The sequence below is a fragment of the Duganella sp. CT11-25 genome (genome assembly GCF_047302815.1).
GTDB lineage: Bacteria > Pseudomonadota > Gammaproteobacteria > Burkholderiales > Burkholderiaceae_D > Rugamonas.
In genome coordinates this window covers 1,958,549-1,980,324 of the sequence record NZ_JBKBFD010000001.1, presented here as the reverse complement: position 1 = coordinate 1,980,324, position 21,776 = coordinate 1,958,549, and the positions used below count along the sequence as shown (strand labels likewise).

Sequence of the window (21,776 nt, the reverse complement as noted above, 5' to 3'; positions counted from 1 at the left end):
CGCGCGCACAAGCTGCGCCGTTCATGCTAATCTTGGCTTACATCAAAAAGTGAAGGGGTGCCGCCGCATGCTGGCGCCCTGACGTACATCTTCCCGAGGATAGACTGTGTCAAACGACGCGACGACGTTGGAACAAACCGCGGAAGGCGATCTGCCTGCAGCGATCGTCAAGCGCGCGGACGGGATTTATTTCGAGGCGGATGCCTCGGCGGTGTCCTGCCTGTCGGCGGTCAGCCAGATCTTCCTCAGCAGCGCCTATTTCGCGGGCCTCGATTACGCCGTCTTCACTAAGATGCTGTACAACTGCGGCCCGGACCTGCCGGAGAGCCAGCGCGGCAAGCCGCTGCTGCGCTTTGCCGACAGCATCGAACCTTTCCATGCACCGCGCCGCGGCTTGTACAAGACCGTCAAGGTCATCAACGGCGAGGCGGAATACTATTTCGAGCCGGTGTTCTTCGAGATCCCGGACCTGCCGCCGCAGCCGGCGCGGCTGAACTTCGACGAATTCGTCTCCGATATGTGGGTCAAGGGCATACGCTTCGGCATCGACGCGCCGGCAGTGCGCGACGTCATCGCCACCGGGCGCCTGGCGCGCATCATCGTGGCGCGCCGCCTGAACGCGACGCCGGGCCGCGACGCCGCCATCGTCGAGGTGTCGCAGGATATCCACCGCAGCAATGCGCCGCGCGAGCTTTCCGACGGCAAGCTGGATCTGCAGGCGTTCCAGAACCGCTTCCCGCAGGTGCAGCCGCACGTCAAGCTGCTGCGCAAGGTGCCGCGCACGCCGGGCGTGCGGGGATTCGAGCTGTCCGGCCTGGTGCTGGAGCCGCCGGTGCCCAAGGATATCGAACTGACCAGCGTGGCCGGCGAGGGGACGGTGATCGAGAACCTGCGCGGCGGCGAGTTCCTGGTGTCGGCGGTCGAAGGCTTCCTCAGCGTGGACCCCGGCAGCAAGCGGCTTTCCATCGGTCCCAAGATCATCAGCCGCGAGGGCGTCAGCGCGCGCACCACCGGCAACCTGCAACTGACCGGCGAGTACGAGGAGTTCGGCGACGTGCAGGAGCAGCGCTCGGTCGACGGCGGCAACATCACCATCCACGGCGACGTGTTCGGCAATATCACTTCGCGCGGCGGCGACATTGTCCTGAGCCGTAACCTGATGGGCGGCTCGGCCACCAATGCGGACGGCGGCATACGGGTGCAGGGCGTGGCCTCGGGCGCGGTGCTGCAGACGAAAAAAGGCGAGGTGGCGCTGGCGCGGGCGGAGAGCTGCATCATCTCCGGTACGCGGGTGGTGATCGGCGAGGCGAGCAACTGCGAGATCATGGCGGAGGAGGTCGTCATCAAGGTGGCCGAAGGCTGCGCCATCGCGGCGCGCAGGATAGAGATCGTGCACGCGGGGCCGCGCAAGAACAACGAGATGCTGCTCTACACGCTGGTGCCGGATACGTCCAAGTTCGACAAGAAGATCGCCGAGCTGCAGCCGAAAGTGACGCAGGCGCAGCGCGAGGCCCAGCTGCGCAAGGAAGAGATGGACGAGATCACCGGCCAGACCGAGGTGCGCAATTACCTGACGCTGGCGACCCGCGTGCGCAAGCGCGAGGTGATGCTGACGCCGGAGCAGGAACCCCTGTTCCACAAAATGGCGGCGGCGGTCGGTCCGTCGCTGCGGGCGGTGGCCAAGATTTCGCTGGCGATGAAGGCGGCGCAGGTACAGCAGGAGCAGGCGCAGGAAGAGGTCACCAAGGTGCAGCGGCAAAAGACGGCGGTGATGCGTGGCTCGCGCTGTTCGGTGCAGCTGCTGACCGGCGATGTGCTGCTGCGGACCATGAGCTTTGTGCCGGACGGTCCGCCGGCGTATGACCGGCCGGCCAAGGAGGTGAAGGCCAAGGTGCGTACCGCGGCGGCCGGCATGGCCAAGCTGTTCTTCGGCCATGTCGGGCCGATCGACTGGCATCTGGAATCAGACTAGCCGCGCGGAACTAGCTCCGGCGCAGCGCGGCGACCAGGTCGCGCGCGTAGACGGGCAGGGCGGCGTGATCGCGCACGCAGATCAGCAGCTTGCGGCCGGCCCAATCGTCATTCAACCTCACCACGCGCAACTGCTCCAGGTTGCCGCTGCGGGCGGCCGCCGCTTCCGGCAGCAATGCCAGCCCGGCGCCGCTGGCGGCCATGCGGCAGATCGCTTCAAAGCTGCGCAGCCTGATCTTGCAATGCAATCTCAAGCCGAGGCGCGACGCCTGCTCGGCGGCGTACCGCTGCAGCGCGCTATCGCCGGCCAGGCCGATGAAGCCGTGGGCCAGCGCATCGGCGAACGGCATGCTGCGCTTCTTGCCCAGCTGGCGCGCCAGCGGATGTTCGCGCGCCATCACCAGCACCAGCGGATCGTCGCGGAAGGCGAAGGTTTGCAAGGCCGAGCTGTCGACGGCGTCGCTGACGATGCCGATATCGGCCACGCCGTCGGTCACGGCCTGCACGATGTCGCGGCTGAGGCGTTCCTCCAGGTCGATGCTGAGTTGCGGATGGACGGCCAGGAAGGCGGCCAGCGCGTCGGGCAGGAATTCGGTCATGGCGGAGGTGTTGCAGAGCAGGCGCACCTGGCCTTTGACGCCGGAGGAGAATTCGGCCAGGTCGGCGCGCATGTCTTCCACTTGCCGGGCGATGGCGCGGGCGTGGTGCAGCAGAGCGCGGCCCGCTTGCGTCGGCTCGGCGCCGCGCCGGCCGCGTTCGAGCAGCGGCACGCCGAGCGACTCCTCCATGCCGCGTATGCGGGCGCTGGCCGAGGGCAGCGCCAGGTGCGCCAGCTGGGCGCCGGAGGTGATGCTGCCGCTTTCGGCGATGTGGACGAAGAGTTTGAGGTCGGTCAGGTCGAAGCGCATGGTGTCAGCCTATGGATAATACGAAGTCTGGATCAGTATATTCCACATTTTCAGCTGCGGCGTATGCGGGCAGAATGGTGGCATGGATACTTCTTTGTTGTTTGTTGGGCTGGTCTTCGTATTGGCAGGGCTGGTCAAGGGTGTGACCGGGATGGGGCTGCCGACGGTGGCGGTGGCGCTGCTGACGTTGCGGATGTCGCCGCTGGAGGCTGCGGCGCTGCTCATCGTGCCTTCGTCTGTAACGAATGTATGGCAGCTGGCGGTGGGGCCCGCGCTGTATCCGCTGTGGCGCCGCTTCCGGCCGCTGCTGGCCGGGATCTGCGTCGGAACCGCCATTGCCGGCGCCGCAGGCGCCTGGTTGAGCGGCGACGCGGTGGACGGCGGGCCGACGATGGGCTCCCTGCTGGCGAGCGCGGTGCTTGGGCTGGCGCTGGCAGGCTACGGCTTGCTGGGACTGACCGGCTGGCGCATGCGGGTGGCGGCGCGCCATCAGCGCTGGGCCGGGCCGCTGGCCGGCGCGGCGACGGGCGCCATGTCCGCCGTCACCGGCGTGTTCGTGATGCCGGTCGCTCCTTATCTGCAAGCGTTGGACCTGGACAAGGACGACCTGGTGCAGGCGATGGGGCTGGCCTTCACCGTCTCCACATTGGCGCTGGCGGTGACGCTGGTCTGCCGGGGCCAGTGGCAGGCATCGGCCGCGGGCAGTTCGTTCCTGGCGCTGCTGCCGGCCTGCGGCGGCATGATGCTGGGTCAATGGCTGCGCGACCGCATGCGGGCGGCCCTGTTCCGCCGCTGCTTCTTTGTGAGCCTGGTGGCGCTGGGCGCACACCAGCTGCTGCGCATCGCTACAGGCTGATCTTGCCGCGCAGTTGCTTGCGCTCGCCGTCCTTGGCCTTGCCGTCCAGGCGCTTGCGCTGCGAGCTGCGCGTCGGCTTGGTCGCGCGGCGCACGGCGGGCAGCACCTTCACGCTGTCGACCAGCTCCTGCAAGCGCCGCAGGGCTTCTTCCTTGTTGGCCTCCTGGCTGCGCGACTGCTGCGCCTTCAGCACCACCACGCCATCCTTGGTGATGCGCTGGTCGCGCATGGCCAGCAGGCGTTCCTTGATATGCTCCGGCAGCGAGGAGTTGACGATGTCGAAGCGCAGATGCACCGCGCTGGACACCTTGTTGACGTTCTGCCCGCCCGGGCCTTGCGCGCGGATGGCGTTGAACTCGACTTCATTCAGATCGATCATGGCGCAAACCTGACCGGCTGCGACACCGCCCAATACTCGCCCTCCGTCTCGTGCGCGCGGCGCGCGACGATGTGCTGGAACAGCGGATGCGCCAGCGCTTCCTCGGTGCGCAGCACCGGCGACACGCAGCAGTCGGCGGCGGCAAAGGCCGCGGTCCATTGCGCCAGCGTGCGCCCGGCAAAGATCGCCGCCAGCTCCGCCTTGAGCGCCATCGCATCCTCGCCGCCGACCTGCTGGCCCAGCTGCCAGTGGCGCGTCTTCAGCTCGGGCCGTTGCAGCACGTCGCAGCAGGCTTGCCAGAACTTCAGCTCCAGCGCGCCGACCGCCATGTAGCGCTCGTCCGCGGTGCGGTACACGCTGTAGCAAGGCACGCCGCCGGTCAGCAGGTCGCGCCCCGGCGCGACAGGCGCGCCGTTGTTGACGGCCACCAGCGGCATGAGGTTGTGGGCCAGTACCGCATCGGCCATCGACACATCGACGAAGCGGCCGGCGCCGCCCATCTTGACCGCCACCAGCGCCGCCAGGATGCCTTGCAGCGCCGATTGCGCGCCGCCCAGCAGGTCGCCAACCTGGAGATTGGGCAGCGCGGGCACGCCGTCGGCGCCGGCGTTCTGGTCCAGCATGCCGGCGTAGCCGATGTAATTGATATCGTGCCCGGCCAGCTGCGCAAAGGGGCCGCGCTGGCCGTAGCCGGAGATCGCGCACATCACCAGCTTCGGATTGCGCGCGCGCAGGACCGCCCAGCCCAGGCCCAGCTTGTCCATCACGCCGGGGCGGAAGCTCTCGACCAGCACGTCGGCCGTCTCCACCATCGCCAGCAGCTGTTCGCGGTGTGCGGCGTCCTTCAGGTCCAGCCGCAGCATCCGCTTGCCGCGATTGACGGCCACAAAGAACTGCGACACCTCGGCGCGCACCGGCCCCATGACGCGCGCGTAATCGCCGGCGCCGGGATCCTCGATCTTGGTCACTTCCGCCCCCATGTCCGCCAGATGCATGGTGGCGACGGGACCGGGCAGCAGGCGCGTCAGGTCGAGAACGCGGATGCCGGCGAGAGGGTGGTCTGGTTTCATGGGCTCATTGTAGCAAACACGCATCACTGCGCCGGGTGAAGGTTGATACCCATCAACGCCCGCCACGAGGTGCGCGGGTAGGATGGCACATGCCTGTCACAGCACGTCCCTGGACGAAAGGATCATCATGTCTTCTTCGAATACGCAAGCCGCGAGCGGGTCTCGCCAGTATCTGGTGTTCCGGCTCGGCGGACTCGATTATGCGCTCGACTTCAGCAAGGTGCAGGAGCTGCGGCCGTTGCAGGCGCTGGAGCGCTTTTCGTCGGATGGCGAGATTATCAGCGGCGTGGTGGTGTCGCGCGGCGTCATCATGCCGATCGTCGACATGCGCATCGCATTCGGACCGCGTCCGCCGGAGCACGATCCGCTGACGGACGTGATCATTCTCAAGCTGTCGAGCTGCGTGATGGGGATGGTGGTGGATGGGGTGACGGATATCGTCTCGCTGGCGCTGGAACAGATCCAGCCGATAGCGGGGGCGGCGGCGGTCGACTACCTGCTTGGCCTGGGAGAGGTGGACGGGCGCCGCCTGATCGTGGTCGACATCGATAAGTTGATGTCGGTCCGAAAGATCCAGTTCGGCGCCCGGCAGGCCGCCTAGGCCAGCGCTTCCAACTGCTCCTGCAACTCCAGCCACTCCGCTTCCAGCTGGCCCAGATCCTTGGTGAAGAAGCTCTGGTCAGCCAGCAGCTGTTTCAGCTTGGCCTTGTTGGCGGCGTCGTAGATCGACGACTCGCCCAGCTTCTCATCCACTTCCGCTTTCTGCGCGCTGCGCTTGGCGATCTGGTCGTCCAGGCGCTTGATCTTCTGCTCCAGCGGCTTGCGCAGCGTGGCCAGGCGCTGGCGGTCTTCGGCCTGCTGGCGCTTCTGGTCTTTGCTGACGGCGGCAGGGGCGGCGGCGGTCGGCGCTGCGACCGGCGAGGTCACCGGGAAGTCGGTCTTGTTGGCCTTGCCCGCGGCCGGCAGCACATCGGTGCCTTTTCCCAGCTTGGTCTTGAACAGCCAATCCTTGTAGTCGTCCAGATCGCCGTCGAACGGCTGAAGCTTGCCGTCGGCGACGATAATGAATTCGTCGGTGGTGGCGCGCAGCAGATGGCGATCGTGCGATACGACGACCAGCGTGCCTTCGAACTGCGCCAGCGCTTCGGTCAGCGCCTCGCGCGTTTCCAGATCCAGGTGATTGGTCGGTTCATCGAGCAGCAGCAGGTTAGGGCGCTGCCAGACGATCAGCGCCAGCGCCAGGCGTGCCTTCTCGCCGCCTGAGAACGGCGCGATCGAGCTGGTGACCATGGTGCCGGGGAAGTTGAAGCCACCCAGGAAGTTGCGCAACTCCTGCTCGCGCACGGTCGGGGCGATCTTCGCCAGGTGCCACAGCGGCGATTCGTCGTGGCGCAGCATCTCCACCTGGTGCTGGGCGAAGTAGCCGATGTTCAGGCCCTTGCCCATGGTGGCGTCGCCGGTCAGCGGCGACAGTTCGCCGGCGATGGTCTTGATCAGCGTCGATTTACCGGCGCCGTTCACGCCCAGCAGGCCGATGCGCTGGCCGATCTGCAGCGAGAACTTGATCTTGTTGACGATGGTCTTGTGGGTGATTTCGCCGGTGGCTTCGTCTTCGATCTTGTAGCCGGCGTTGACGTCTTCCATCACCAGCAGCGGGTTCGGTGCGCTGAGCGGCTCGCGGAACTCGAACGAGAATTCGGCGGCGGCACGCAACGGCGCCAGTTCTTCCATCTTGGCCAATGCCTTCATGCGGCTTTGCGCCTGGCGGGCCTTGGAGGCCTGCGCCTTGAAGCGGTTGACGAACGACTCCAGGTGGGCGCGCTTGCGCTGCTGCTTTTCCAGCGCGCCGGCGGCCAGGATCATCTGCGCCGCGCGCTGACGTTCGAAGGACGAGTAGTTGCCCGAGTAGCGTTTCAGCTTGCGCTCGTCGATGTGCACCACCACGTTCACCACCTCGTCGAGGAAGTCGCGATCGTGGGAGATGATCAGCAGCGTGCCGGCGTAGCGTTTCAGCCAGTCTTCCAGCCAGATGATCGCGTCCAGATCCAGGTGATTGGTCGGTTCATCGAGCAGCAGCAGGTCGGAAGGGCACATCAGCGCCTGCGCCAGGTTCAGGCGCATGCGCCAGCCGCCGGAGAAGCTGGCGACCGGTTGCTGCATCTGGTCGATCGTGAAGCCGAGGCCCAGCAGCAGCTGCTCGCCGCGCGACTGCACGGTGTAGGCGTCGGCATCGGCCAGCGCGCTGTAGATCTCGCCGATGGCGATGCCGTTCTCGGACGATTCAGGCTCCGATTCCAGGCGCACCAGTTCCGCTTCCAGCTTGCGCAGGGTGACGTCGCCGTCGATGGCGTAGTCGAGCGCCGCGCGGTCCAGCGGCGGGGTTTCCTGGGCTACGTAGGCGACGCGCCATTTGGCCGGGAAGTCGATTTCGCCCTGGTCCGGGTGCAGCTCGCCGCGCATCATCGCGAACAGGCTGGATTTGCCGGCGCCGTTGGCGCCGATCAGGCCGATCTTGTCGCCTGGGTTGAGGGTGACATCGACCTGTTCCAGCAGCGGCTTAATACCGCGCATCAGGCTTACTTGAATAAAGCGAATCATATTGTTCTTGTTCTTTACAGCTTGAGTTGATCGGCGGTCAGCAGGAAGACCATGTCGTCGCCATTGCTGGTGGTGAGCCAGGTCAGGCCCAGCTCACCGAATGCGGCTTCGGCGAACTCGCGCTCGTTGCCGATTTCGACGATCAGGATGCCGTCGTCGGTCAGGCGCTCCGCAGCGCCGGCGACGATCTTGCGCACCAGGTCCATGCCGTCCTTGCCGCCGTCCAGCGCCAGTTCAGGCTCGGCGCGGTATTCCATCGGCAGCTTGCTCATCGAGGACGAGTTCACGTACGGCGGGTTGGTGATGATCAGGTCGTACTTCTTGTCCGGCACATTGGCGTACAGGTCGGACTGGATCAGCGTCAAGCGGTCTTCCAGCTTGTAGGTGGCGACGTTTTTCTTCGCCACTTCCAGCGCGTCGGCCGAGATGTCGACCGCGTCCACGTGGGCGTCCGGGAAGGCGTCGGCCAGCATGATGGCCAGGCAGCCGGAGCCCGTGCACAGTTCCAGCACGTTGCCGATGTTCTCAGGCTCGTTGACCCACGGCGCGAAGTATTCCGGGATCAGTTCCGCGATGAAGGAACGCGGCACGATGGTGCGTTCGTCGACGTAGAAGCTGTAAGTCCCCAGCCACGCCTCGTTGGTGATGTAGGCGGCCGGCACGCGCTCGTCGGTGCGGCGGGCGATCACGGCCAGCACGGCGTCGATTTCCTCCGGCAGCAGCTTGGCGTCCAGGAAGGGCTCCAGGCGGTCCAGCGGCAGCTTGAGCGTGTGCAGGATCAGGTAGGCCGCTTCGTCGAAGGCTTCGACGCTGCCGTGGCCGAAGAACAGCTTGGCGGTGTTGAAGCGGGTGACGGCGTGGCGCAGCAGGTCGCGCGGCGTGGTGAAAGGAGTCGTGTTCATGGCTATCTCGGTAAAACGGTAATCGGTTTGCGCACGCCGCGCGCTGCCGGGGTCAGGCCAGCAGGTTTTCCAGCGTACGGCGATAGATATTCTTCAGCGGATCGACAAAACGCAGCTCGATATGCTCGTCGATCTTGTGGATACTTGCGTTGGGAGGCCCGAATTCTATCACTTGAGGGCAGATCTGAGCGATAAACCGCCCATCCGAGGTGCCGCCGGTGGTGGAAAGCTCGGTATCGACGCCGGTTTCGGACTTGATCGCCGACGACAGCGCATCGCTCAGGGTGCCGCGCGGGGTCAGGAACGGCAGGCCGCTCAGCGCCCATTTCAGGTCGTAGTGCAGCGCGTGCTTGTCGAGGATGGCGTGCACGCGGCGTTTCAGTTCCTCGTGCGTGCTGGCGGTCGAGAAGCGGAAGTTGAAGTCGATGACCATCTCACCCGGGATGACGTTGTTGGCGCCGGTGCCTGCGTTGATGTTGGACATTTGCCAAGAGGTCGGCAGGTAGTACTCGTTGCCGTGGTCCCAGACCTCGGCCACCAGCTCGGCCAGCGCCGGCGCTGCCAGGTGGATCGGGTTGCGCGCCAGCTGCGGATAGGCGATATGGCCTTGCACGCCCTTGATCGTCAGTTTGCCGGACAGCGAGCCGCGGCGGCCGTTCTTGATCATGTCGCCCAGGGTCTCGTCCGAGGTCGGCTCGCCGACGATGCAGTAGTCCAGCATCTCGCCGCGTTCCTTCAGCATATTGCAGACGATGACGGTACCGTCGGTGGCCGGGCCTTCTTCATCGCTGGTGATCAGGAAAGCGATCGAGCCCTTGTGGTCCGCGTGCGCGGCGATGAACTCTTCGCAGGCCACCACGAAGGCGGCGATCGAGGTCTTCATGTCGGCGGCGCCTCGGCCATACAGCTTGCCGTCGCGGTGGGTCGGGGTGAAGGGCTGCGAGCGCCACTGCTCGACAGGACCGGTCGGCACCACGTCGGTATGGCCTGCGAACACCAGCACCGGCGAGGTCGTGCCCTTGCGCGCCCACAGATTGGTCACGCCGTTCGATTCGATGGTCTCGCAGACAAAGCCCAGCGGCGACAGCAAATCGATCAGGTGCTGCTGGCAGCCTTTATCGTCCGGGGTGACAGAGGAGAGGGCGATCAGCTTTTCAGTCAGCGCCAGGGTCTTGGATGGAGTCATGGGGTCAGATATTGAAGATTTGTTTGTACTGGGCGTCGGAGAAGGACACGGCAAAGGTGCCATCCTTGTCCAGCACCGGGCGCTTGATCACGGACGGGTTCTCCAGCATCAGCTCGATGGCGCTGTCGTCGTCGACGATGGACGCCTTGCGCTCATCGGACAGGGCGCGCCAGGTGGTGCCTTTGCGGTTCACCAGCACGTCGCGCGACAGGTGCTGGAGCCAGCTGGCGACGATCTCGCGCGTCAGGCCCTGCTTCTTAAAGTCGTGGAATACAAAATCCTGCTGCTGGTCGGCCAGCCAGACGCGGGCTTTCTTGACAGTGTCGCAATTGGGGATGCCGTAGAGGGTGGTTTTCATGTGCGTGGGTAGAGATGATGCGGACGGCCGACAGAATACCATGCGCAGCGGCCCCCGGACTACCGGCTCGGGCGCGATTGCCTTTTAGGTAATGACTATTTCGCCATCCACCTATCCTGAATTGTTATCGGAGATCGCCGAAATGGCATTGGTAGTGTCGATATCCAGCGCCTAAGATGGATCGAGCGGGGGAATGCCGCTTCATGGATATCGATCGGGAGCTCAGGGATGGAGTTGAAGAATAAGCCGACCAAGGAACAGATCAGGAACTATTTGGGCGAGCGGCAGGCCTTGCGTTGTCCGCCGCCGCCCATCGCCGACATCCGCCGGCAGCTTGGTTGGGGTTTGGTGCAGGCGTTGGAAGAGGATGACCTGCAGTACGCGGGAGAACGCCCGGCCGGAGCGGCCGGGGGCTGATATCGCGTCAGGTGTTGAGCGTGAATTCGGTGAACGAGGCTTCGTCGGCCGGCTTCTTGGCTTCCGGTTCGGCCTGGGCGGTCTTGCTGTCCGGGCCATTATTCAAGAGCCATAACAGGTTGGTGGCCGAATCGGCGTTGGCCAAGGCCTCGTCCTGGCTGATCAAGCCGTCCTGCACCAGCTTGAGCAAGGCCAGCTCGAACGATTGCGAGCCGGGCGACATGCTCTTTTCCATCGCTTCCTTGATCTGGCCGATTTCGCCTTTTTCGATCAGGTCGGAGATGTAGCGCGTGTTGACCATCACTTCGACGGCCGCCGTGCGCGTGCCGCCGTTGATCGAACGGACCAGGCGCTGCGAGACGATGGCCTTCACCGTCGACGACAAATCCTGCAGCAGCGCCGCGCGGTTCTCGATCGGGTAGAAACTGATAATACGGTTTAGCGCGTTATAGCTGTTGTTGGCGTGCAGGGTGGCCAGCACCAGGTGGCCCGACTGCGCATAGGCCAGCGCGGCCGCCATGGTTTCCTTGTCGCGGATCTCGCCGATCAGGATGCAGTCCGGCGCCTGGCGCATGGAGTTGCGCAGCGCGGTGTAGAAGTCCTTGGCGTCGCTGCCGATCTCGCGCTGGTTGACGATGGATTTCTTGTTCTTGAACAGGTACTCGATCGGATCTTCCAGCGTCAGGATATGGCCGGAGCGCAGTTCGTTGCGGTGATCCAGCATCGAGGCGATGGTGGTCGATTTGCCGGAGCCGGTCGAGCCGACCAGCAGCAGCAGGCCGCGCTTTTCCATGATGAGGTCCGCCAGCACCGGCGGCAGCTGCAGGTCGGCCAGCACCGGGATGGTGGCGGGCACGAAGCGGAATACGGCGGAGATGGTGCCGCGCTGCTTGAACGCGGACAGGCGGAAGCGGCCCAGGTTGGGCACCGATACGCCCATGTTCAGCTCATTGGTCGCGGACAGTTCTTCCATCTGCGCGGGGCTGGCGATTTCCGACAGCAGCGACTGGATGTTGTCCGGTTCGAGCTTTTGCTGGTTGATGGGGATCAGGTTGCCGTTGATTTTGATGTGTACCGGCGAATTCACCGCGAAGAACATATCCGAGGCGTTTTTTTCCTTCATCAGCTGGAACAAGCGGTCCATTGCCATGACAGTCTCCTCAAAATCAAAAAACGGGGACTGTCTGCGACGAGTCCCCGGTTTCGGTTTGCGCTTAGATACCGCGCAGCAGTTCGTTGATGCCGGTCTTGGCGCGGGTCTTGGCATCCACGCGCTTGACGATCACCGCGCAGTACAGCGAGTACTTGCCGTCTTCCGAAGGCAGGTTGCCCGACACGACGACGGAACCGGCAGGCACGCGGCCGTAGGTCACTTCGCCGGTGGCGCGGTCGTAGATCTTGGTCGACTGGCCGATGTACACGCCCATCGAGATCACCGAGTTCTCTTCGACGATCACGCCTTCGACGATTTCCGAACGGGCGCCGATGAAGCAGTTGTCTTCGATGATGGTCGGATTGGCTTGCATCGGTTCCAGCACGCCGCCGATGCCGACGCCGCCGGACAGGTGGACGTTCTTGCCGATCTGCGCGCACGAACCGACGGTGGCCCAGGTGTCGACCATCGCGCCTTCATCGACGTAGGCGCCGATGTTGACGTAGGAAGGCATCAGCACCACGTTCTTGGCGATGAAGGAACCACGGCGCGCCACCGCAGGCGGCACCACGCGGAAGCCGCCCTTGGCGAAGTCTTCGGCGGTGTAGTTGGCGAACTTGGTCGGGACCTTGTCGTAGAACTGCATGGTGCCGTCGGACGGCATCTGCACGTTGTTCTCCAGGCGGAACGACAGCAGCACGGCTTTCTTGACCCACTGGTTGACCACCCAGTCGCCGGTGGTTTTTTCGGCCACGCGGATGGTGCCGGCGTCGAGGCCTGCGATCACGTGCGAAACCGCGTCGCGCAGTTCGGCGGCGCCGTTACCCGGGTTGATGTTGGCGCGGTCTTCCCATGCCTGGTCGATGATTTGCTGAAGTTGTTGGCTCATGATTTACTCAATCTTATTTGTTAAGGGACTTGCAGAATTGGACGATGCGCCGCGCTGCTTCCAGGCCTTCCTCCGTTTCGGCGACCAGCGCCATGCGGATGCGGTTTTGGCCCGGATTGACGCCGTGGGCCTCGCGCGCCAGGTAACTGCCCGGCAGTACCGTGACATTATATTCGGCATACAGGCGCTGGGCGAATTCGGTGTCCGACAAGCCGGTCCGGCTGACGTCGGCCCACAGGTAGAAGCCGGCGTCCGGCAGTTCCACCTGCATGACTTCTTGCAGCAGCGGCGTGATGGCGTTGAATTTGGCGCGGTATTGTTCGCGGTTCTGTTCGACGTGGGTCTCGTCGTTCCAGGCCGCGATCGACGCAGCTTGCACGGAAGGGCTCATGGCGCCGCCGTGATAGGTGCGGTACAACAGGAATTTTTTCAGGACGTCGGCATCGCCGGCCACGAAGCCCGAGCGCATGCCCGGCACGTTGGAGCGCTTGGACAGGCTGCTGAACACCACCAGGCGCGCATATGGCTTCTCGACCGTGGACAGGCCCAGCATGTGCGCCGCTTCCATCGCGCCCAGAGGACCCTTGTCGCCGTGGTAGATCTCGGAGTAGCACTCGTCGGCGGCGATGATGAAGTTGTAGCGTTCGGACAGGGCGAACAGGTTTTCCCAGTCGGTCAGCGTCAGCACGGCGCCGGTCGGGTTGCCAGGGGAGCACAGGAACAGCAGCGAGACGCGCTCCCACACCGAGGCCGGGATGCTGTCATAGTCGCAGCCGAAGTTGCGGGCCGGGTCGGAGTTGACGAAGTACGGCTCGGCGCCGGCCAGGTAGGCCGCGCCTTCGTAGATCTGGTAGAACGGGTTCGGGCACACCACCAGCGACTTGGCCGCCGGGTCGATCACGGTCTGGGCCAGCGCAAACAGCGCCTCGCGCGAGCCGTTCACCGGCAGTACCTGGGTGGCGGGATTCAGCGCCGGGATGCCGTAGCGGCGTTCCAGCCAGCCGGCGATGGCGGCGCGCATCGCGTCCGAGCCGATCGTGGTCGGATAGACGGCCAGGCCGTCGACATTGTCGATCAGCGCCTGCTGGATGAATTTCGGCGTAGGATGCTTCGGTTCGCCCATGCCCAGGCTGATGGCGCGGTGCTGCGTGCTCGCAGTCACCTGCGCGAACAGCAGGCGCAGTTTTTCAAACGGGTAGGGGTGCAGCTTTTCGAGATGTGGATTCACTTGACGGACCGGATGCGGATCGTTGAAAAATAGAGCGGCTTAGTAGGTGATTATAGCGCCTATGACCATGTCGGGTCATCCATGCTAAATTATTAAAATAAATGAATTGACAATCTTGGGGACGAAAACATGGAACAGGATGAGATAGAGCTGGGCGGGGGCGTCAGCCGGCGTGTGATGGTGGTGCGGCTCGCCGCCGGCCTGGTACAGGGGCTGCTCCTGTACTGGCTGTACAGCGCAAGCCGGGATGTCGCCTGGCCGGCCACGGCGCCATATCTCATGGTGCCGTTGACGACGCTGGCGCTGATCCTGCCGGTGCTGCTGATTTCCAGCCTGGGGCACCTGGCGACCAGGAAGGCGGCCGCATGGCTGCTGGTTGCGCTGCTCGTGCTGCTGGCGCTGTCGCTGCACGATGCGTGGCGCGGGCAGAACGCCTATCCGCTGCTGCCCAATTATGAGCACAAGCCGATTTACTCGCCGTCCCTGTTGCTGGTGCATTTTGGCAGTGTATTTTTCTTCATCGCCCACTCGCTGGTGTTGGCCGGCGCGCAGGAGGGGCGGCGCATCGCCAGCTACGGCACGTACTTCGAGACAGCCTGGAAACTCGGCATACAGCTGCTGTTCTCGGCCTTTTTTGTCGGCGGCCTGTTCCTGGTGCTGAACATGGGCGCGGAATTGTTCATGCTGGTCAAGCTGGACTTCCTGCGCAAGCTGCTCAGGGAGGCATGGTTCAACGTACCGGTCATCTGCACGGCATTTTCCTGCGCCATGCACATCACGGACGTGCGGCCGGCCATTGTGCGCGGGATCCGCACGTTGCTGCTGGTGCTGATGTCGTGGATAACGCCGGTGGCGGTGGTGATCGTGACCGGCTTCCTGTGCAGCCTGCCGTTTACCGGCCTGGGTGCGTTGTGGGAAACGCGCCACGCCACCGCAGTGCTGTTGACCGCCGCGGCGATGCTGGTCGCCCTGATCAATGCCGCCTTCCAGAACGGCGACGCCAACGTGGCCCTGCCGCTGCGCGTAAGCGCGCGCACCGCCGCGATACTGATATTGCCGATTACGGCGGTCGGCATGTATGCCCTGGGGCTGCGGGTGGGGCAGTACGGCTGGACATCGGACCGCGTGATTGCCGCAGCCTGCCTGCTCGTCGCCGCCTGCTACGCGATCGGCTACGCTTGGGCGGCTTCTCGGTACGATACGTGGCTGAAGCCTGTCTCCACCGTCAATGTGTTGGCGGCTTTCTTGGTGCTGGCCGTACTTCTGGGGTTGTTTACACCGCTCGCCGATCCGGCGCGCATCGCGGTGAACAGCCAGATGGCCAGGCTGGAGAGAGGCCAGACCAAGGTCTCCGAATTCGATTTCCGCTATTTGCGTTTTGAAGGCGGGCGTTATGGCCGGGCCGCTCTGGAAGAACTGAAACAGCGCAGCACCGGGGCTGACGCCGCGCAGTTGCGGCACGAGGCCGCAGCAGTACTGGCGCTGGCGGACAAGGATCGCTGGCAACCGGCCAAGCGCTTTACCGCGCCGGTCTCCGTTGCCGACAACCTGAAAGTTTGGCCGGCCAACGCCCAACTGCCGGCCAGTTTCCTGGCGCAGAAATGGGATGCGCTGGACGACACCGGCAAGCCGAACTGCCTGACCAGGAAGGAAGGGAAGTGTGACGCCTTCGTGTTGGATGTGAACGGTGACGGCAAGCCGGAGATTATGCTGATCGAAAGCCAGGGGCATAACTCAGGCATGCTGTATTCCGAGAGTGCCGGCGGCTGGAGCGTCGTCGCGAGGCTGGGTTACCAATATGTACGATGCAAGTCCCTGATGGAACAACTGAAAAAGGGTGAGTTTTCCCTGGTCGAACCGCGCATGAAAGCACTTCAGGTATCTGGCGTGCAGTTGCAGTTCATTCCCGAGTCTAACGAGGGCGACTGCAAGCCTGCCGAGTGAGCCGCAAGGCCGGCAGCAGGCGCGAGGTCCGTTGCCAGTCACAGATGCCGGGAGCGCCGCCATTATTGAGCACGGACAGGCTGGCCAGCAACGGCGCCAACGCCGTCTGGTACTCCGCTGGGGAGCCCGTGAACGGTTCCATCGCCAGCGTCTGGTCCTGCAGGCGGAAGGCAATCACGAGACTGGCGGTATGCATCGGCGCCTCTTCGGTGTTGTGCAGTACCAGCGGTGTGAAGCCCGGTTTGAAGACACGGACGGTGGGTTCGTCGACACGCACGCTGCCGCGCCATAGCCAGCGGGGGCCCCATGCAGGAATATGAAACCAGCCATCGGTATCCGTGACTGTTTCGGCCAGCGCCAGTTGGCCCAGCGAAGCGCCGCTGATCGACGCCTGGATATTCCAGTTCGCCACCACGATCGCGCCGGCCAGCGGTTTGCCATCGGGCGTGACGATGCGTGCGCGCATGGCTGGCGAGTACCAGAGGTTTGAATACAGCCATAGCGCGGCAATCGCGAGCACAACACCGGTTAGCGTGGCGAGTTTTTTTCGCGAGATTGTCATGCGCTTCATGGCTCCCGACGGGTTGATGGCGGGCCTTGCAGCGGGCAGGCCTGCATGTCTTCGCCCAGGCGGCGAGCCAGTTCGCCGCGCAGGGTGTGCAGGCCTTCGATGCGCTGGTCGATATCGGCCAGCTTGCGCTCCAGCGCAGCGCGCAGCTGTGGGGCCGACGATTCCGGCTCGGCCAGCAGCGGCAGGTCGGCCTCGATCTCGCCCAGCGTGAAGCCCAGCGACTGCGCCAGCCGGATGTAGCGCAGCCAGTCCACCGCTTCCGGCGGATAGTCGCGGTAGCCGTTGGCGCTGCGGCGCGCGCGCAGCAGGCCGCGCTTCTCATAGAAGCGCAAGGTGTCGCGGCTCAGGCCTGTGGCGCCGGCGATTTCCCCGATTTGCATGCGTGACCTCCGAATATCGCTTGACCTTGGAGTTTACTCCAGGCTTTAGCATGAATCCAACATATTTCAGGAGCCGCCATGCTTGCCTCATCCACCTTCCGCAAAATTGTCCTCGGCAGCGCCGTGTACGACCTGCTCGTGACCGCGCCGTTTGCCACGCCGTGGAGTTTCGCCTTCGCACACGAGCAGCTGGACGGCATCAACCAGCAACTGGGCGGGACGGCGCTGCCGGCCTTCGCGCCGTTCCATGTGCTGTTCGCCTGCCTGTTGGGCAGCGTGGTGCTGGTATGGGCGCTGCTGCGCATCAGTGATCCGCAGCAGCGCTTCGGCCGTTTCGACGGCGTCGCGCGGCTGCTGTTCTCGACGTGGATGATCTGGGCGCTGGCGGTGACGGGAGCACCGCTGCTTTGGCTGTTTATCGTGCCGGAACTGGCTTTCGGCGTGGCGCAGTGGCTGCCGGTACGCTCTCCGCCAGGAAGTCGATGAAGGCGCGCACGCGGGCCGGTTGCTGCTGCCGGCTCGGATAGTAGACGTACAAGTCGGCCGAGGGCAGGGTGTAGTCGGCCAGCACCACCTGCAGGCGGCCGCTGTCGAGGTATTTGGTCGCGTCCCATTCCGAGCGCAACAGGATGCCGTGGCCGTCCAGCGCCCAGCCCAGCACCACGTCGCCGTCGTTGCTGGACAGGCTGCCGTGCACCTTCACCGTTTCGGCCTTGCGGCCTTTCTCCAGCTTCCAGGTGCTGTGGGTATCGTTGTTCTGGCGGTGCAGGATGCAGCGGTGGTGCACCAGGTCCTGCGGCAGGCGCGGCTCGCCGTGGCGCTTCAGGTAGGCCGGCGAGGCGCACAGGAAGCGCTGGTTCGACAGGATCTTGCGCGCGCCCAGCCGCGTATCCGGCAGCTCGCCGAAACGGATGCCCAGGTCGTAGGCGTCTTCCACCAGGTTGATCGCGCGATCGGTCAGCTGCAGCTGTACTTCGACGTCCGGGTAGCGCTTGGCGAAGGCGGAGACCAGCGGCGCGATGGTGGTGCGGCCGAAGCCCAGCGTGGCGTTCACCCGCAGCAGGCCCTTGGGCGCGGCGCGGCTGCTCGATACCGATTCCTCCATGTCGCGGATATCGCCGAGGATGCGCGCGGCCTGCGCCAGGTAGGTTTCGCCTTCGCCGGTCAGGCTGACGCGGCGCGTGGTGCGGTTCAGCAGGCGCACGCCCAGCCGCTGCTCCATCAGCATCAGCCGCTTGGTGACGGCCGGCGGCGTGATGCCCAGTTCGCGCGCGGTGGCGGCCAGGCTGCCCAGCTTCGCCAGCAGGACGAAGAAGGATAACTCGGAGACGATGTCGTTATTCACTTGAAGTTAATAAAGGAATTAATATTGGTGAATTATACGACTATCTTTCAAGAGTAAGCTGGCGTCATTCTTTACAGGAGACCGTGCCATGAAAATCGTCGAAATCCGCGAAAAAACCATCCCTATCAGCTCACCGATCCGCAACGCCTATATCGATTTCAGCAAAATGACCCTGAGCCTGGTCGCCGTGATCACCGATGTGATCCGCGACGGCAAGCCGGTGGTCGGCTACGGCTTCAATTCCAACGGCCGCTACGGCCAGGGCATGCTGATGCGGGAACGCTTCATCCCGCGCATCCTGGAGGCCGATCCGATCTCGCTGATGAACGCCGATGGCACCAACCTCGATCCGCACAAGGTGTGGGACTGCATGTACACCAACGAAAAGCCGGGCGGCCATGGCGAGCGCTCGGTGGCGATCGGCACCATCGATATGGCGATCTGGGATGCGGTGGCGAAGATCGAGCGCAAGCCGCTGTTCCAGCTGCTCGCGGAACGCTATGGCAACGGCACGCCGGACAAGAAGATTTTCGTTTATGCCGCAGGCGGCTACTACTATCCGGGCCAGAGCCACGATGCGCTGAAGGATGAAATGCGCAGCTACATCGATCGCGGCTACACGGTGGTCAAGAAGAAGATCGGCGGCGCCTCGCTGGACGAAGACCTGCGCCGCATCGATTCCATCCTCAGCGTGCTGGGCGACGGCCAGAAGCTGGCGGTGGACGCCAACGGCCGCTTCGACCTGGACACCGCCGTCGCTTACGCCAAGGCGCTGTCGAAGTACGATCTGTTCTGGTACGAGGAGGCGGGCGATCCGCTGGACTTCGAGCTGCAAGCGACGCTGCGCAACTACTACGACAAGCCGATGGCCACCGGCGAGAACCTGTTCTCGATGCAGGATGCGCGCAATCTGATCCGCTACGGCGGCATGCGCGCGGACCGTGACTGGCTGCAGTTCGACTGCGCGTTGAGCTACGGCCTGGTGGAGTACCTGCGCACGCTGGACATGCTGCACGAGCATGGCTGGTCGCGCAAGCGCTGCATCCCGCACGGCGGCCACCAGATGTCACTGAATATCGCGGCGGGCCTCGGCCTGGGCGGCAACGAGTCCTACCCGGACCTGTTCCAGCCTTTCGGCGGCTTCCCGGACGGCGTGCGTGTCGACAACGGCTATATCACGATGCCGGACATCGTCGGCATCGGCTTTGAAGGCAAGGCGAACCTGTACAGCGAGATGAAGGCCCTCAGCGCCTGATTCAGCAACCTCCACCACCACCCGAGGCAAGCGAGCGCCATTTTGCGCCGCGCTTGCCGAAGGCTTCAAACCACCACCATTCGTAACCGCTGCCAACCAGGATCACTTCATCCTTGCCGTCGCCATCGAGGTCGGCTGCGGTGAGGAAAGCATAGGAGCTGGTTTCGCTCTCCGCAGTCGCATGCTGGAAAAGTACGTGGGTTGGGCGATAGCGCCGCGCCTTGCCCGCCTCTGCGATCAAGGTCAAGGTGTAGCTGTTGAACGGCGCACCTTCGATGTCTGTGACACCATCCCAGATATAGCTGGCGACCATCGTTGCCGGGGTTCGGCCATGTGCAGGAATGATGACGACACGCGGGGCTGCCGTTGTTCGCGAGACTACCGTTGCCATTTTACGGATGACATCCGGTGGCACGCCACGTTGCAGCATTACGCCGGCCGCAATGCGTTGCATGATCCGGACTTGTCTTGGGCTGGCCTCTGCAATGGGTGGGCGCCCGACATCGCTGAGCGGATAATTCGTCAGCAGTCCGTCGCCTGGGGATTCGACATCAATATTGATGTCGGCGCTCACTGATCCGCAACCTTGCTCGCCGATGCTTGGGTCGGGGCCGATTACCGTGCCTGTGCCGCGCCGCGCATCGTTCCCCAGATAATGGTAGCTGCCACCCGGTGCGAACCATGGAGCGAGCCAGCGGTCTGTCTCATCTCCAGCGTCCGGTTCAGGGCCGATGCTCGCGATTCCTTTATCGGTGATCTGCGCAACCGGAGACATCTTGCCACCGCTATATACAAAGATCGCCTTCGGATCGAGCGGCGCCGCCTGGGAGCATGCCACCGCTACCGCCAGTAGCGGCAGCGCGATTGAGCGCCGCAGCATCAGGCGGCTTTGAGCAGTGCTTGCGGCTTGCTCCAGACCTGCTGCGCCACGCGCATCATGTTGCGGCCCAGGACCAGCGCGGCGTCCGATTCGCTCATGCCTGTTTTGCGCAGGGCGGCGGGCAGCTCGCGCCAGACCTCCGGCGGCGTGAAGCTCGGCGGCTGGTCCATGCTGTAGCCGGCGGAGGCGGGCCACCAGTGGCTTGGATCGAAGGCGCCGGGCGGCGTGTCGTCCAGGCCGGGCTGCTGGAAGCAGATATCGAGGCCGATGCCGACGTGCGTTATGCCCACCAGGTCGGCGACATAGGCCGCATGGCGGGCCACGTCGTCGGCGCCGGGCCGCTCGCTGCCGAGGAACCACGACAGGCCGGAGATGCACACCACGCCGCCGGTGGCGGCACAGGCGCGGATCTGTTCGTCGGTGACGTTGCGGCCGTGCTGCACCAGCGTGTACGGATTGGCGTGGCTGAAGATCACCGGCTGCGACGAGGCGGCCATGATGTCCAGGCTGCACAGGCGGCCCGTATGCGAGCAGTCCATCAGGATGCCGGCCTGGTTGACCGCTTCCACCATGCTGTGGCCGAGCGAGGTCAGGCCGCGCGGCACGTCGTGGCAGCCGTCGGCCACGCTGTTGTTGCGGTTGTAGGCGAAGTGGATCTGGCGTACGCCCAGTTGCGCGTACAGCGCCACCATCTCAGGCTGGTCGAGCAACGGCATCGAGCCTTCGAGGTCGAAGGTGATGGCGATGCGGCCGTCGGCCGCCGCCTGGATGATGTCGTCCACGCTGGAGACCAGCACGTAGCGGTCCGGATCGGAGGCGATGGTGGCGCGGTAGCCGGCGATCACCGACATCACTTGTGAAACAGGATTCATGTCGGCGCCAACGTTCAGCGATACGTAGTTCACCCCGGCGGCATGCAGCCTGCGGACGGGCGTAAAATCGGCCTGCGGATGTTGTGGCAGGCAAGCGTGGGCGTCCCAATTGATCATGGCATTTTTCTTTATCAAATAAGCTATTTTGCATGATAATGGGACCAGTGTCTAACACGGGGGATTCACATGCGCGCTTCATTGTTGCTGTTGTCTGTCTTGTCCGTTGCGGCCTTTGCCGGCGAAGCGAAGAAGGACGCCTATCTGGATGCCCCGGCCGACGCCAAGGCCCTGCAGGGTGGTTCCGACCCGGCGGTCCGCAAGATCATCGCCGACGTGCTGGCGGCAGAGGTGCAGCCGCCGCCCACGTACACGACCAGCCCCGCTTTTAGCGCCGCCAGGTCCGACATCATGACCGCCGCCTTCATCGAGGCGAAGGTGCCGGATTGCCTGCATTCCGAAGGTTTGAAGCGCCAATCGACATTTATCTTCAACGGCTTCCTGGGGCTGCCGTTCATCCCCATCGCCAAGCTGCGAGGGAAATGCATCTAGTGGACTGTAACGCTGCAATCGGTAGCGTTACAGTCCACTAGCATGCTTTATACTGGCGGCTAATC

23 protein-coding genes are annotated in these 21,776 nt (G+C 64.1%); 8 read left to right on the top strand and 15 right to left on the bottom strand.

The annotated features are described in order from the left end of the window. The first annotated feature begins 106 nt into the window (after nucleotides 1-106). Nucleotides 107-1,972: a flagellar assembly protein A gene (locus ACEN9F_RS08240; RefSeq protein ID WP_413419552.1), complete on the top strand. Its 1,866-nt coding sequence runs from the start codon at nucleotides 107-109 to the stop codon at nucleotides 1,970-1,972. Between the two features lie 10 nt (nucleotides 1,973-1,982). On the opposite strand, the gene ACEN9F_RS08235 is transcribed toward ACEN9F_RS08240, so the two are convergent. Next, entirely contained in the window at nucleotides 1,983-2,879 is an 897-nt protein-coding gene (locus tag ACEN9F_RS08235) for a LysR substrate-binding domain-containing protein (RefSeq protein ID WP_413419551.1), read from the bottom strand. 82 nt (nucleotides 2,880-2,961) lie between these two features. On the opposite strand from ACEN9F_RS08235, the gene ACEN9F_RS08230 reads away from it, so the two are divergent. Continuing rightward, nucleotides 2,962-3,735, top strand: a complete 774-nt coding sequence (locus ACEN9F_RS08230) for a sulfite exporter TauE/SafE family protein (RefSeq protein ID WP_413419550.1) — start codon at nucleotides 2,962-2,964, stop codon at nucleotides 3,733-3,735. On the opposite strand, the gene arfB is transcribed toward ACEN9F_RS08230, so the two are convergent. Further along, nucleotides 3,725-4,114 carry an alternative ribosome rescue aminoacyl-tRNA hydrolase ArfB gene (gene arfB / locus ACEN9F_RS08225; RefSeq protein ID WP_413419549.1) on the bottom strand — a complete coding sequence of 130 codons (390 nt, stop codon included), beginning with the start codon at nucleotides 4,112-4,114 and terminating at the stop codon, nucleotides 3,725-3,727. The two genes, ACEN9F_RS08230 and arfB, sit on opposite strands and share 11 nt — an antisense overlap. Beyond that, a complete protein-coding gene (locus tag ACEN9F_RS08220) occupies nucleotides 4,111-5,184 on the bottom strand; it encodes a CaiB/BaiF CoA transferase family protein (RefSeq protein WP_413419548.1) in 1,074 nt (357 codons plus the stop codon). The genes arfB and ACEN9F_RS08220 overlap by 4 nt, the downstream gene beginning before the upstream one ends. 127 nt (nucleotides 5,185-5,311) lie before the next feature. On the opposite strand from ACEN9F_RS08220, the gene ACEN9F_RS08215 reads away from it, so the two are divergent. Continuing rightward, complete coding sequence (locus tag ACEN9F_RS08215) at nucleotides 5,312-5,785, top strand: chemotaxis protein CheW (RefSeq protein ID WP_413419547.1); 474 nt, start codon at nucleotides 5,312-5,314, stop codon at nucleotides 5,783-5,785. On the opposite strand, the gene ACEN9F_RS08210 is transcribed toward ACEN9F_RS08215, so the two are convergent. From ACEN9F_RS08210 to ACEN9F_RS08195, 4 genes are read right to left on the bottom strand one after another with little or no spacing between them, the layout of a single operon-like run. Next, a complete protein-coding gene (locus ACEN9F_RS08210) occupies nucleotides 5,782-7,755 on the bottom strand; it encodes an ATP-binding cassette domain-containing protein (protein WP_413419546.1) in 1,974 nt (657 codons plus the stop codon). The two genes, ACEN9F_RS08215 and ACEN9F_RS08210, sit on opposite strands and share 4 nt — an antisense overlap. A 41-nt stretch (nucleotides 7,756-7,796) precedes the next feature. Beyond that, on the bottom strand, nucleotides 7,797-8,684 hold the full coding sequence (prmB, locus tag ACEN9F_RS08205) for a 50S ribosomal protein L3 N(5)-glutamine methyltransferase (RefSeq protein WP_413419545.1): 888 nt from the start codon (nucleotides 8,682-8,684) through the stop codon (nucleotides 7,797-7,799). A gap of 52 nt (nucleotides 8,685-8,736) precedes the next feature. Next, complete coding sequence (gene dapE, locus ACEN9F_RS08200; RefSeq protein WP_413419544.1) at nucleotides 8,737-9,870, bottom strand: succinyl-diaminopimelate desuccinylase; 1,134 nt, start codon at nucleotides 9,868-9,870, stop codon at nucleotides 8,737-8,739. Between the two features lie 4 nt (nucleotides 9,871-9,874). Then, the gene (locus ACEN9F_RS08195) at nucleotides 9,875-10,228 is read right to left on the bottom strand and encodes an ArsC family reductase (RefSeq protein WP_413419543.1); all 354 of its coding nucleotides are present in this window, start codon (nucleotides 10,226-10,228) and stop codon (nucleotides 9,875-9,877) included. Nucleotides 10,229-10,456: 228 nt separating this feature from the next. Here ACEN9F_RS08195 and ACEN9F_RS08190 point away from each other — a divergent pair, with 228 nt between their 5' ends. Next, nucleotides 10,457-10,645 (top strand): hypothetical protein, encoded by a 189-nt coding sequence (locus tag ACEN9F_RS08190; protein ID WP_413419542.1) that lies wholly within the window; start codon nucleotides 10,457-10,459, stop codon nucleotides 10,643-10,645. Between the two features lie 7 nt (nucleotides 10,646-10,652). Here ACEN9F_RS08190 and ACEN9F_RS08185 read toward each other — a convergent pair whose 3' ends face one another. The 3 genes from ACEN9F_RS08185 to dapC form a co-directional block, all read right to left on the bottom strand. Beyond that, nucleotides 10,653-11,795 carry a PilT/PilU family type 4a pilus ATPase gene (locus ACEN9F_RS08185; protein ID WP_413419541.1) on the bottom strand — a complete coding sequence of 381 codons (1,143 nt, stop codon included), beginning with the start codon at nucleotides 11,793-11,795 and terminating at the stop codon, nucleotides 10,653-10,655. Nucleotides 11,796-11,859: 64 nt separating this feature from the next. Then, nucleotides 11,860-12,687, bottom strand: a complete 828-nt coding sequence (dapD, locus tag ACEN9F_RS08180) for a 2,3,4,5-tetrahydropyridine-2,6-dicarboxylate N-succinyltransferase (protein WP_413419540.1) — start codon at nucleotides 12,685-12,687, stop codon at nucleotides 11,860-11,862. Nucleotides 12,688-12,700: 13 nt separating this feature from the next. Beyond that, nucleotides 12,701-13,915 (bottom strand): succinyldiaminopimelate transaminase, encoded by a 1,215-nt coding sequence (gene dapC, locus ACEN9F_RS08175; protein ID WP_413419539.1) that lies wholly within the window; start codon nucleotides 13,913-13,915, stop codon nucleotides 12,701-12,703. Between the two features lie 129 nt (nucleotides 13,916-14,044). Between dapC and ACEN9F_RS08170 the strand changes: the two genes are divergently transcribed. Next, a complete protein-coding gene (locus ACEN9F_RS08170) occupies nucleotides 14,045-15,859 on the top strand; it encodes a DUF4153 domain-containing protein (protein WP_413419538.1) in 1,815 nt (604 codons plus the stop codon). Here the strand turns inward: ACEN9F_RS08170 and ACEN9F_RS08165 are convergent. Together ACEN9F_RS08165 and ACEN9F_RS08160 are read right to left on the bottom strand one after the other, a co-directional pair. After that, nucleotides 15,828-16,430, bottom strand: a complete 603-nt coding sequence (locus tag ACEN9F_RS08165; RefSeq protein WP_413419537.1) for a carboxypeptidase-like regulatory domain-containing protein — start codon at nucleotides 16,428-16,430, stop codon at nucleotides 15,828-15,830. The genes ACEN9F_RS08170 and ACEN9F_RS08165 overlap by 32 nt on opposite strands. Continuing rightward, nucleotides 16,427-16,810 (bottom strand): MerR family transcriptional regulator, encoded by a 384-nt coding sequence (locus ACEN9F_RS08160; RefSeq protein WP_413419536.1) that lies wholly within the window; start codon nucleotides 16,808-16,810, stop codon nucleotides 16,427-16,429. The genes ACEN9F_RS08165 and ACEN9F_RS08160 overlap by 4 nt, the downstream gene beginning before the upstream one ends. A 78-nt stretch (nucleotides 16,811-16,888) precedes the next feature. Between ACEN9F_RS08160 and ACEN9F_RS08155 the strand changes: the two genes are divergently transcribed. Further along, a complete protein-coding gene (locus ACEN9F_RS08155; protein WP_413419535.1) occupies nucleotides 16,889-17,296 on the top strand; it encodes a hypothetical protein in 408 nt (135 codons plus the stop codon). On the opposite strand, the gene ACEN9F_RS08150 is transcribed toward ACEN9F_RS08155, so the two are convergent. Further along, complete coding sequence (locus tag ACEN9F_RS08150) at nucleotides 17,226-18,155, bottom strand: LysR family transcriptional regulator (RefSeq protein ID WP_413419534.1); 930 nt, start codon at nucleotides 18,153-18,155, stop codon at nucleotides 17,226-17,228. The two genes, ACEN9F_RS08155 and ACEN9F_RS08150, sit on opposite strands and share 71 nt — an antisense overlap. 88 nt (nucleotides 18,156-18,243) lie before the next feature. Here ACEN9F_RS08150 and ACEN9F_RS08145 point away from each other — a divergent pair, with 88 nt between their 5' ends. Then, on the top strand, nucleotides 18,244-19,410 hold the full coding sequence (locus tag ACEN9F_RS08145) for a mandelate racemase/muconate lactonizing enzyme family protein (protein WP_413419533.1): 1,167 nt from the start codon (nucleotides 18,244-18,246) through the stop codon (nucleotides 19,408-19,410). A gap of 1 nt (nucleotide 19,411) precedes the next feature. On the opposite strand, the gene ACEN9F_RS08140 is transcribed toward ACEN9F_RS08145, so the two are convergent. Together ACEN9F_RS08140 and ACEN9F_RS08135 are read right to left on the bottom strand one after the other, a co-directional pair. After that, nucleotides 19,412-20,290, bottom strand: a complete 879-nt coding sequence (locus ACEN9F_RS08140; RefSeq protein WP_413419532.1) for a hypothetical protein — start codon at nucleotides 20,288-20,290, stop codon at nucleotides 19,412-19,414. Further along, nucleotides 20,290-21,279: a dipeptidase gene (locus ACEN9F_RS08135; protein WP_413419531.1), complete on the bottom strand. Its 990-nt coding sequence runs from the start codon at nucleotides 21,277-21,279 to the stop codon at nucleotides 20,290-20,292. The genes ACEN9F_RS08140 and ACEN9F_RS08135 overlap by 1 nt, the downstream gene beginning before the upstream one ends. A 69-nt stretch (nucleotides 21,280-21,348) precedes the next feature. Between ACEN9F_RS08135 and ACEN9F_RS08130 the strand changes: the two genes are divergently transcribed. Continuing rightward, on the top strand, nucleotides 21,349-21,711 hold the full coding sequence (locus ACEN9F_RS08130) for a hypothetical protein (RefSeq protein WP_413419530.1): 363 nt from the start codon (nucleotides 21,349-21,351) through the stop codon (nucleotides 21,709-21,711). Nucleotides 21,712-21,776: the final 65 nt, after the last annotated feature.

Bases quoted from the DNA above. Each gene is read 5' to 3' on its own strand.
- ACEN9F_RS08235 (WP_413419551.1), bottom strand. From the start codon at position 2,879: ATGCGCTTCGACCTGACCGACCTCAAACTCTTCGTCCACATCGCCGAA.
- ACEN9F_RS08230 (WP_413419550.1), top strand. From the start codon at position 2,962: ATGGATACTTCTTTGTTGTTTGTTGGGCTGGTCTTCGTATTGGCAGGG.
- arfB (WP_413419549.1), bottom strand. From the start codon at position 4,114: ATGATCGATCTGAATGAAGTCGAGTTCAACGCCATCCGCGCGCAAGGC.
- ACEN9F_RS08220 (WP_413419548.1), bottom strand. From the start codon at position 5,184: ATGAAACCAGACCACCCTCTCGCCGGCATCCGCGTTCTCGACCTGACG.
- ACEN9F_RS08215 (WP_413419547.1), top strand. From the start codon at position 5,312: ATGTCTTCTTCGAATACGCAAGCCGCGAGCGGGTCTCGCCAGTATCTG.
- ACEN9F_RS08210 (WP_413419546.1), bottom strand. From the start codon at position 7,755: ATGCGCGGTATTAAGCCGCTGCTGGAACAGGTCGATGTCACCCTCAAC.
- prmB (WP_413419545.1), bottom strand. From the start codon at position 8,684: ATGAACACGACTCCTTTCACCACGCCGCGCGACCTGCTGCGCCACGCC.
- dapE (WP_413419544.1), bottom strand. From the start codon at position 9,870: ATGACTCCATCCAAGACCCTGGCGCTGACTGAAAAGCTGATCGCCCTC.
- ACEN9F_RS08195 (WP_413419543.1), bottom strand. From the start codon at position 10,228: ATGAAAACCACCCTCTACGGCATCCCCAATTGCGACACTGTCAAGAAA.
- ACEN9F_RS08190 (WP_413419542.1), top strand. From the start codon at position 10,457: ATGGAGTTGAAGAATAAGCCGACCAAGGAACAGATCAGGAACTATTTG.
- ACEN9F_RS08185 (WP_413419541.1), bottom strand. From the start codon at position 11,795: ATGGCAATGGACCGCTTGTTCCAGCTGATGAAGGAAAAAAACGCCTCG.
- dapD (WP_413419540.1), bottom strand. From the start codon at position 12,687: ATGAGCCAACAACTTCAGCAAATCATCGACCAGGCATGGGAAGACCGC.
- ACEN9F_RS08170 (WP_413419538.1), top strand. From the start codon at position 14,045: ATGGAACAGGATGAGATAGAGCTGGGCGGGGGCGTCAGCCGGCGTGTG.
- ACEN9F_RS08165 (WP_413419537.1), bottom strand. From the start codon at position 16,430: ATGAAGCGCATGACAATCTCGCGAAAAAAACTCGCCACGCTAACCGGT.
- ACEN9F_RS08160 (WP_413419536.1), bottom strand. From the start codon at position 16,810: ATGCAAATCGGGGAAATCGCCGGCGCCACAGGCCTGAGCCGCGACACC.
- ACEN9F_RS08155 (WP_413419535.1), top strand. From the start codon at position 16,889: ATGCTTGCCTCATCCACCTTCCGCAAAATTGTCCTCGGCAGCGCCGTG.
- ACEN9F_RS08145 (WP_413419533.1), top strand. From the start codon at position 18,244: ATGAAAATCGTCGAAATCCGCGAAAAAACCATCCCTATCAGCTCACCG.
- ACEN9F_RS08140 (WP_413419532.1), bottom strand. From the start codon at position 20,290: ATGCTGCGGCGCTCAATCGCGCTGCCGCTACTGGCGGTAGCGGTGGCA.
- ACEN9F_RS08135 (WP_413419531.1), bottom strand. From the start codon at position 21,279: ATGATCAATTGGGACGCCCACGCTTGCCTGCCACAACATCCGCAGGCC.
- ACEN9F_RS08130 (WP_413419530.1), top strand. From the start codon at position 21,349: ATGCGCGCTTCATTGTTGCTGTTGTCTGTCTTGTCCGTTGCGGCCTTT.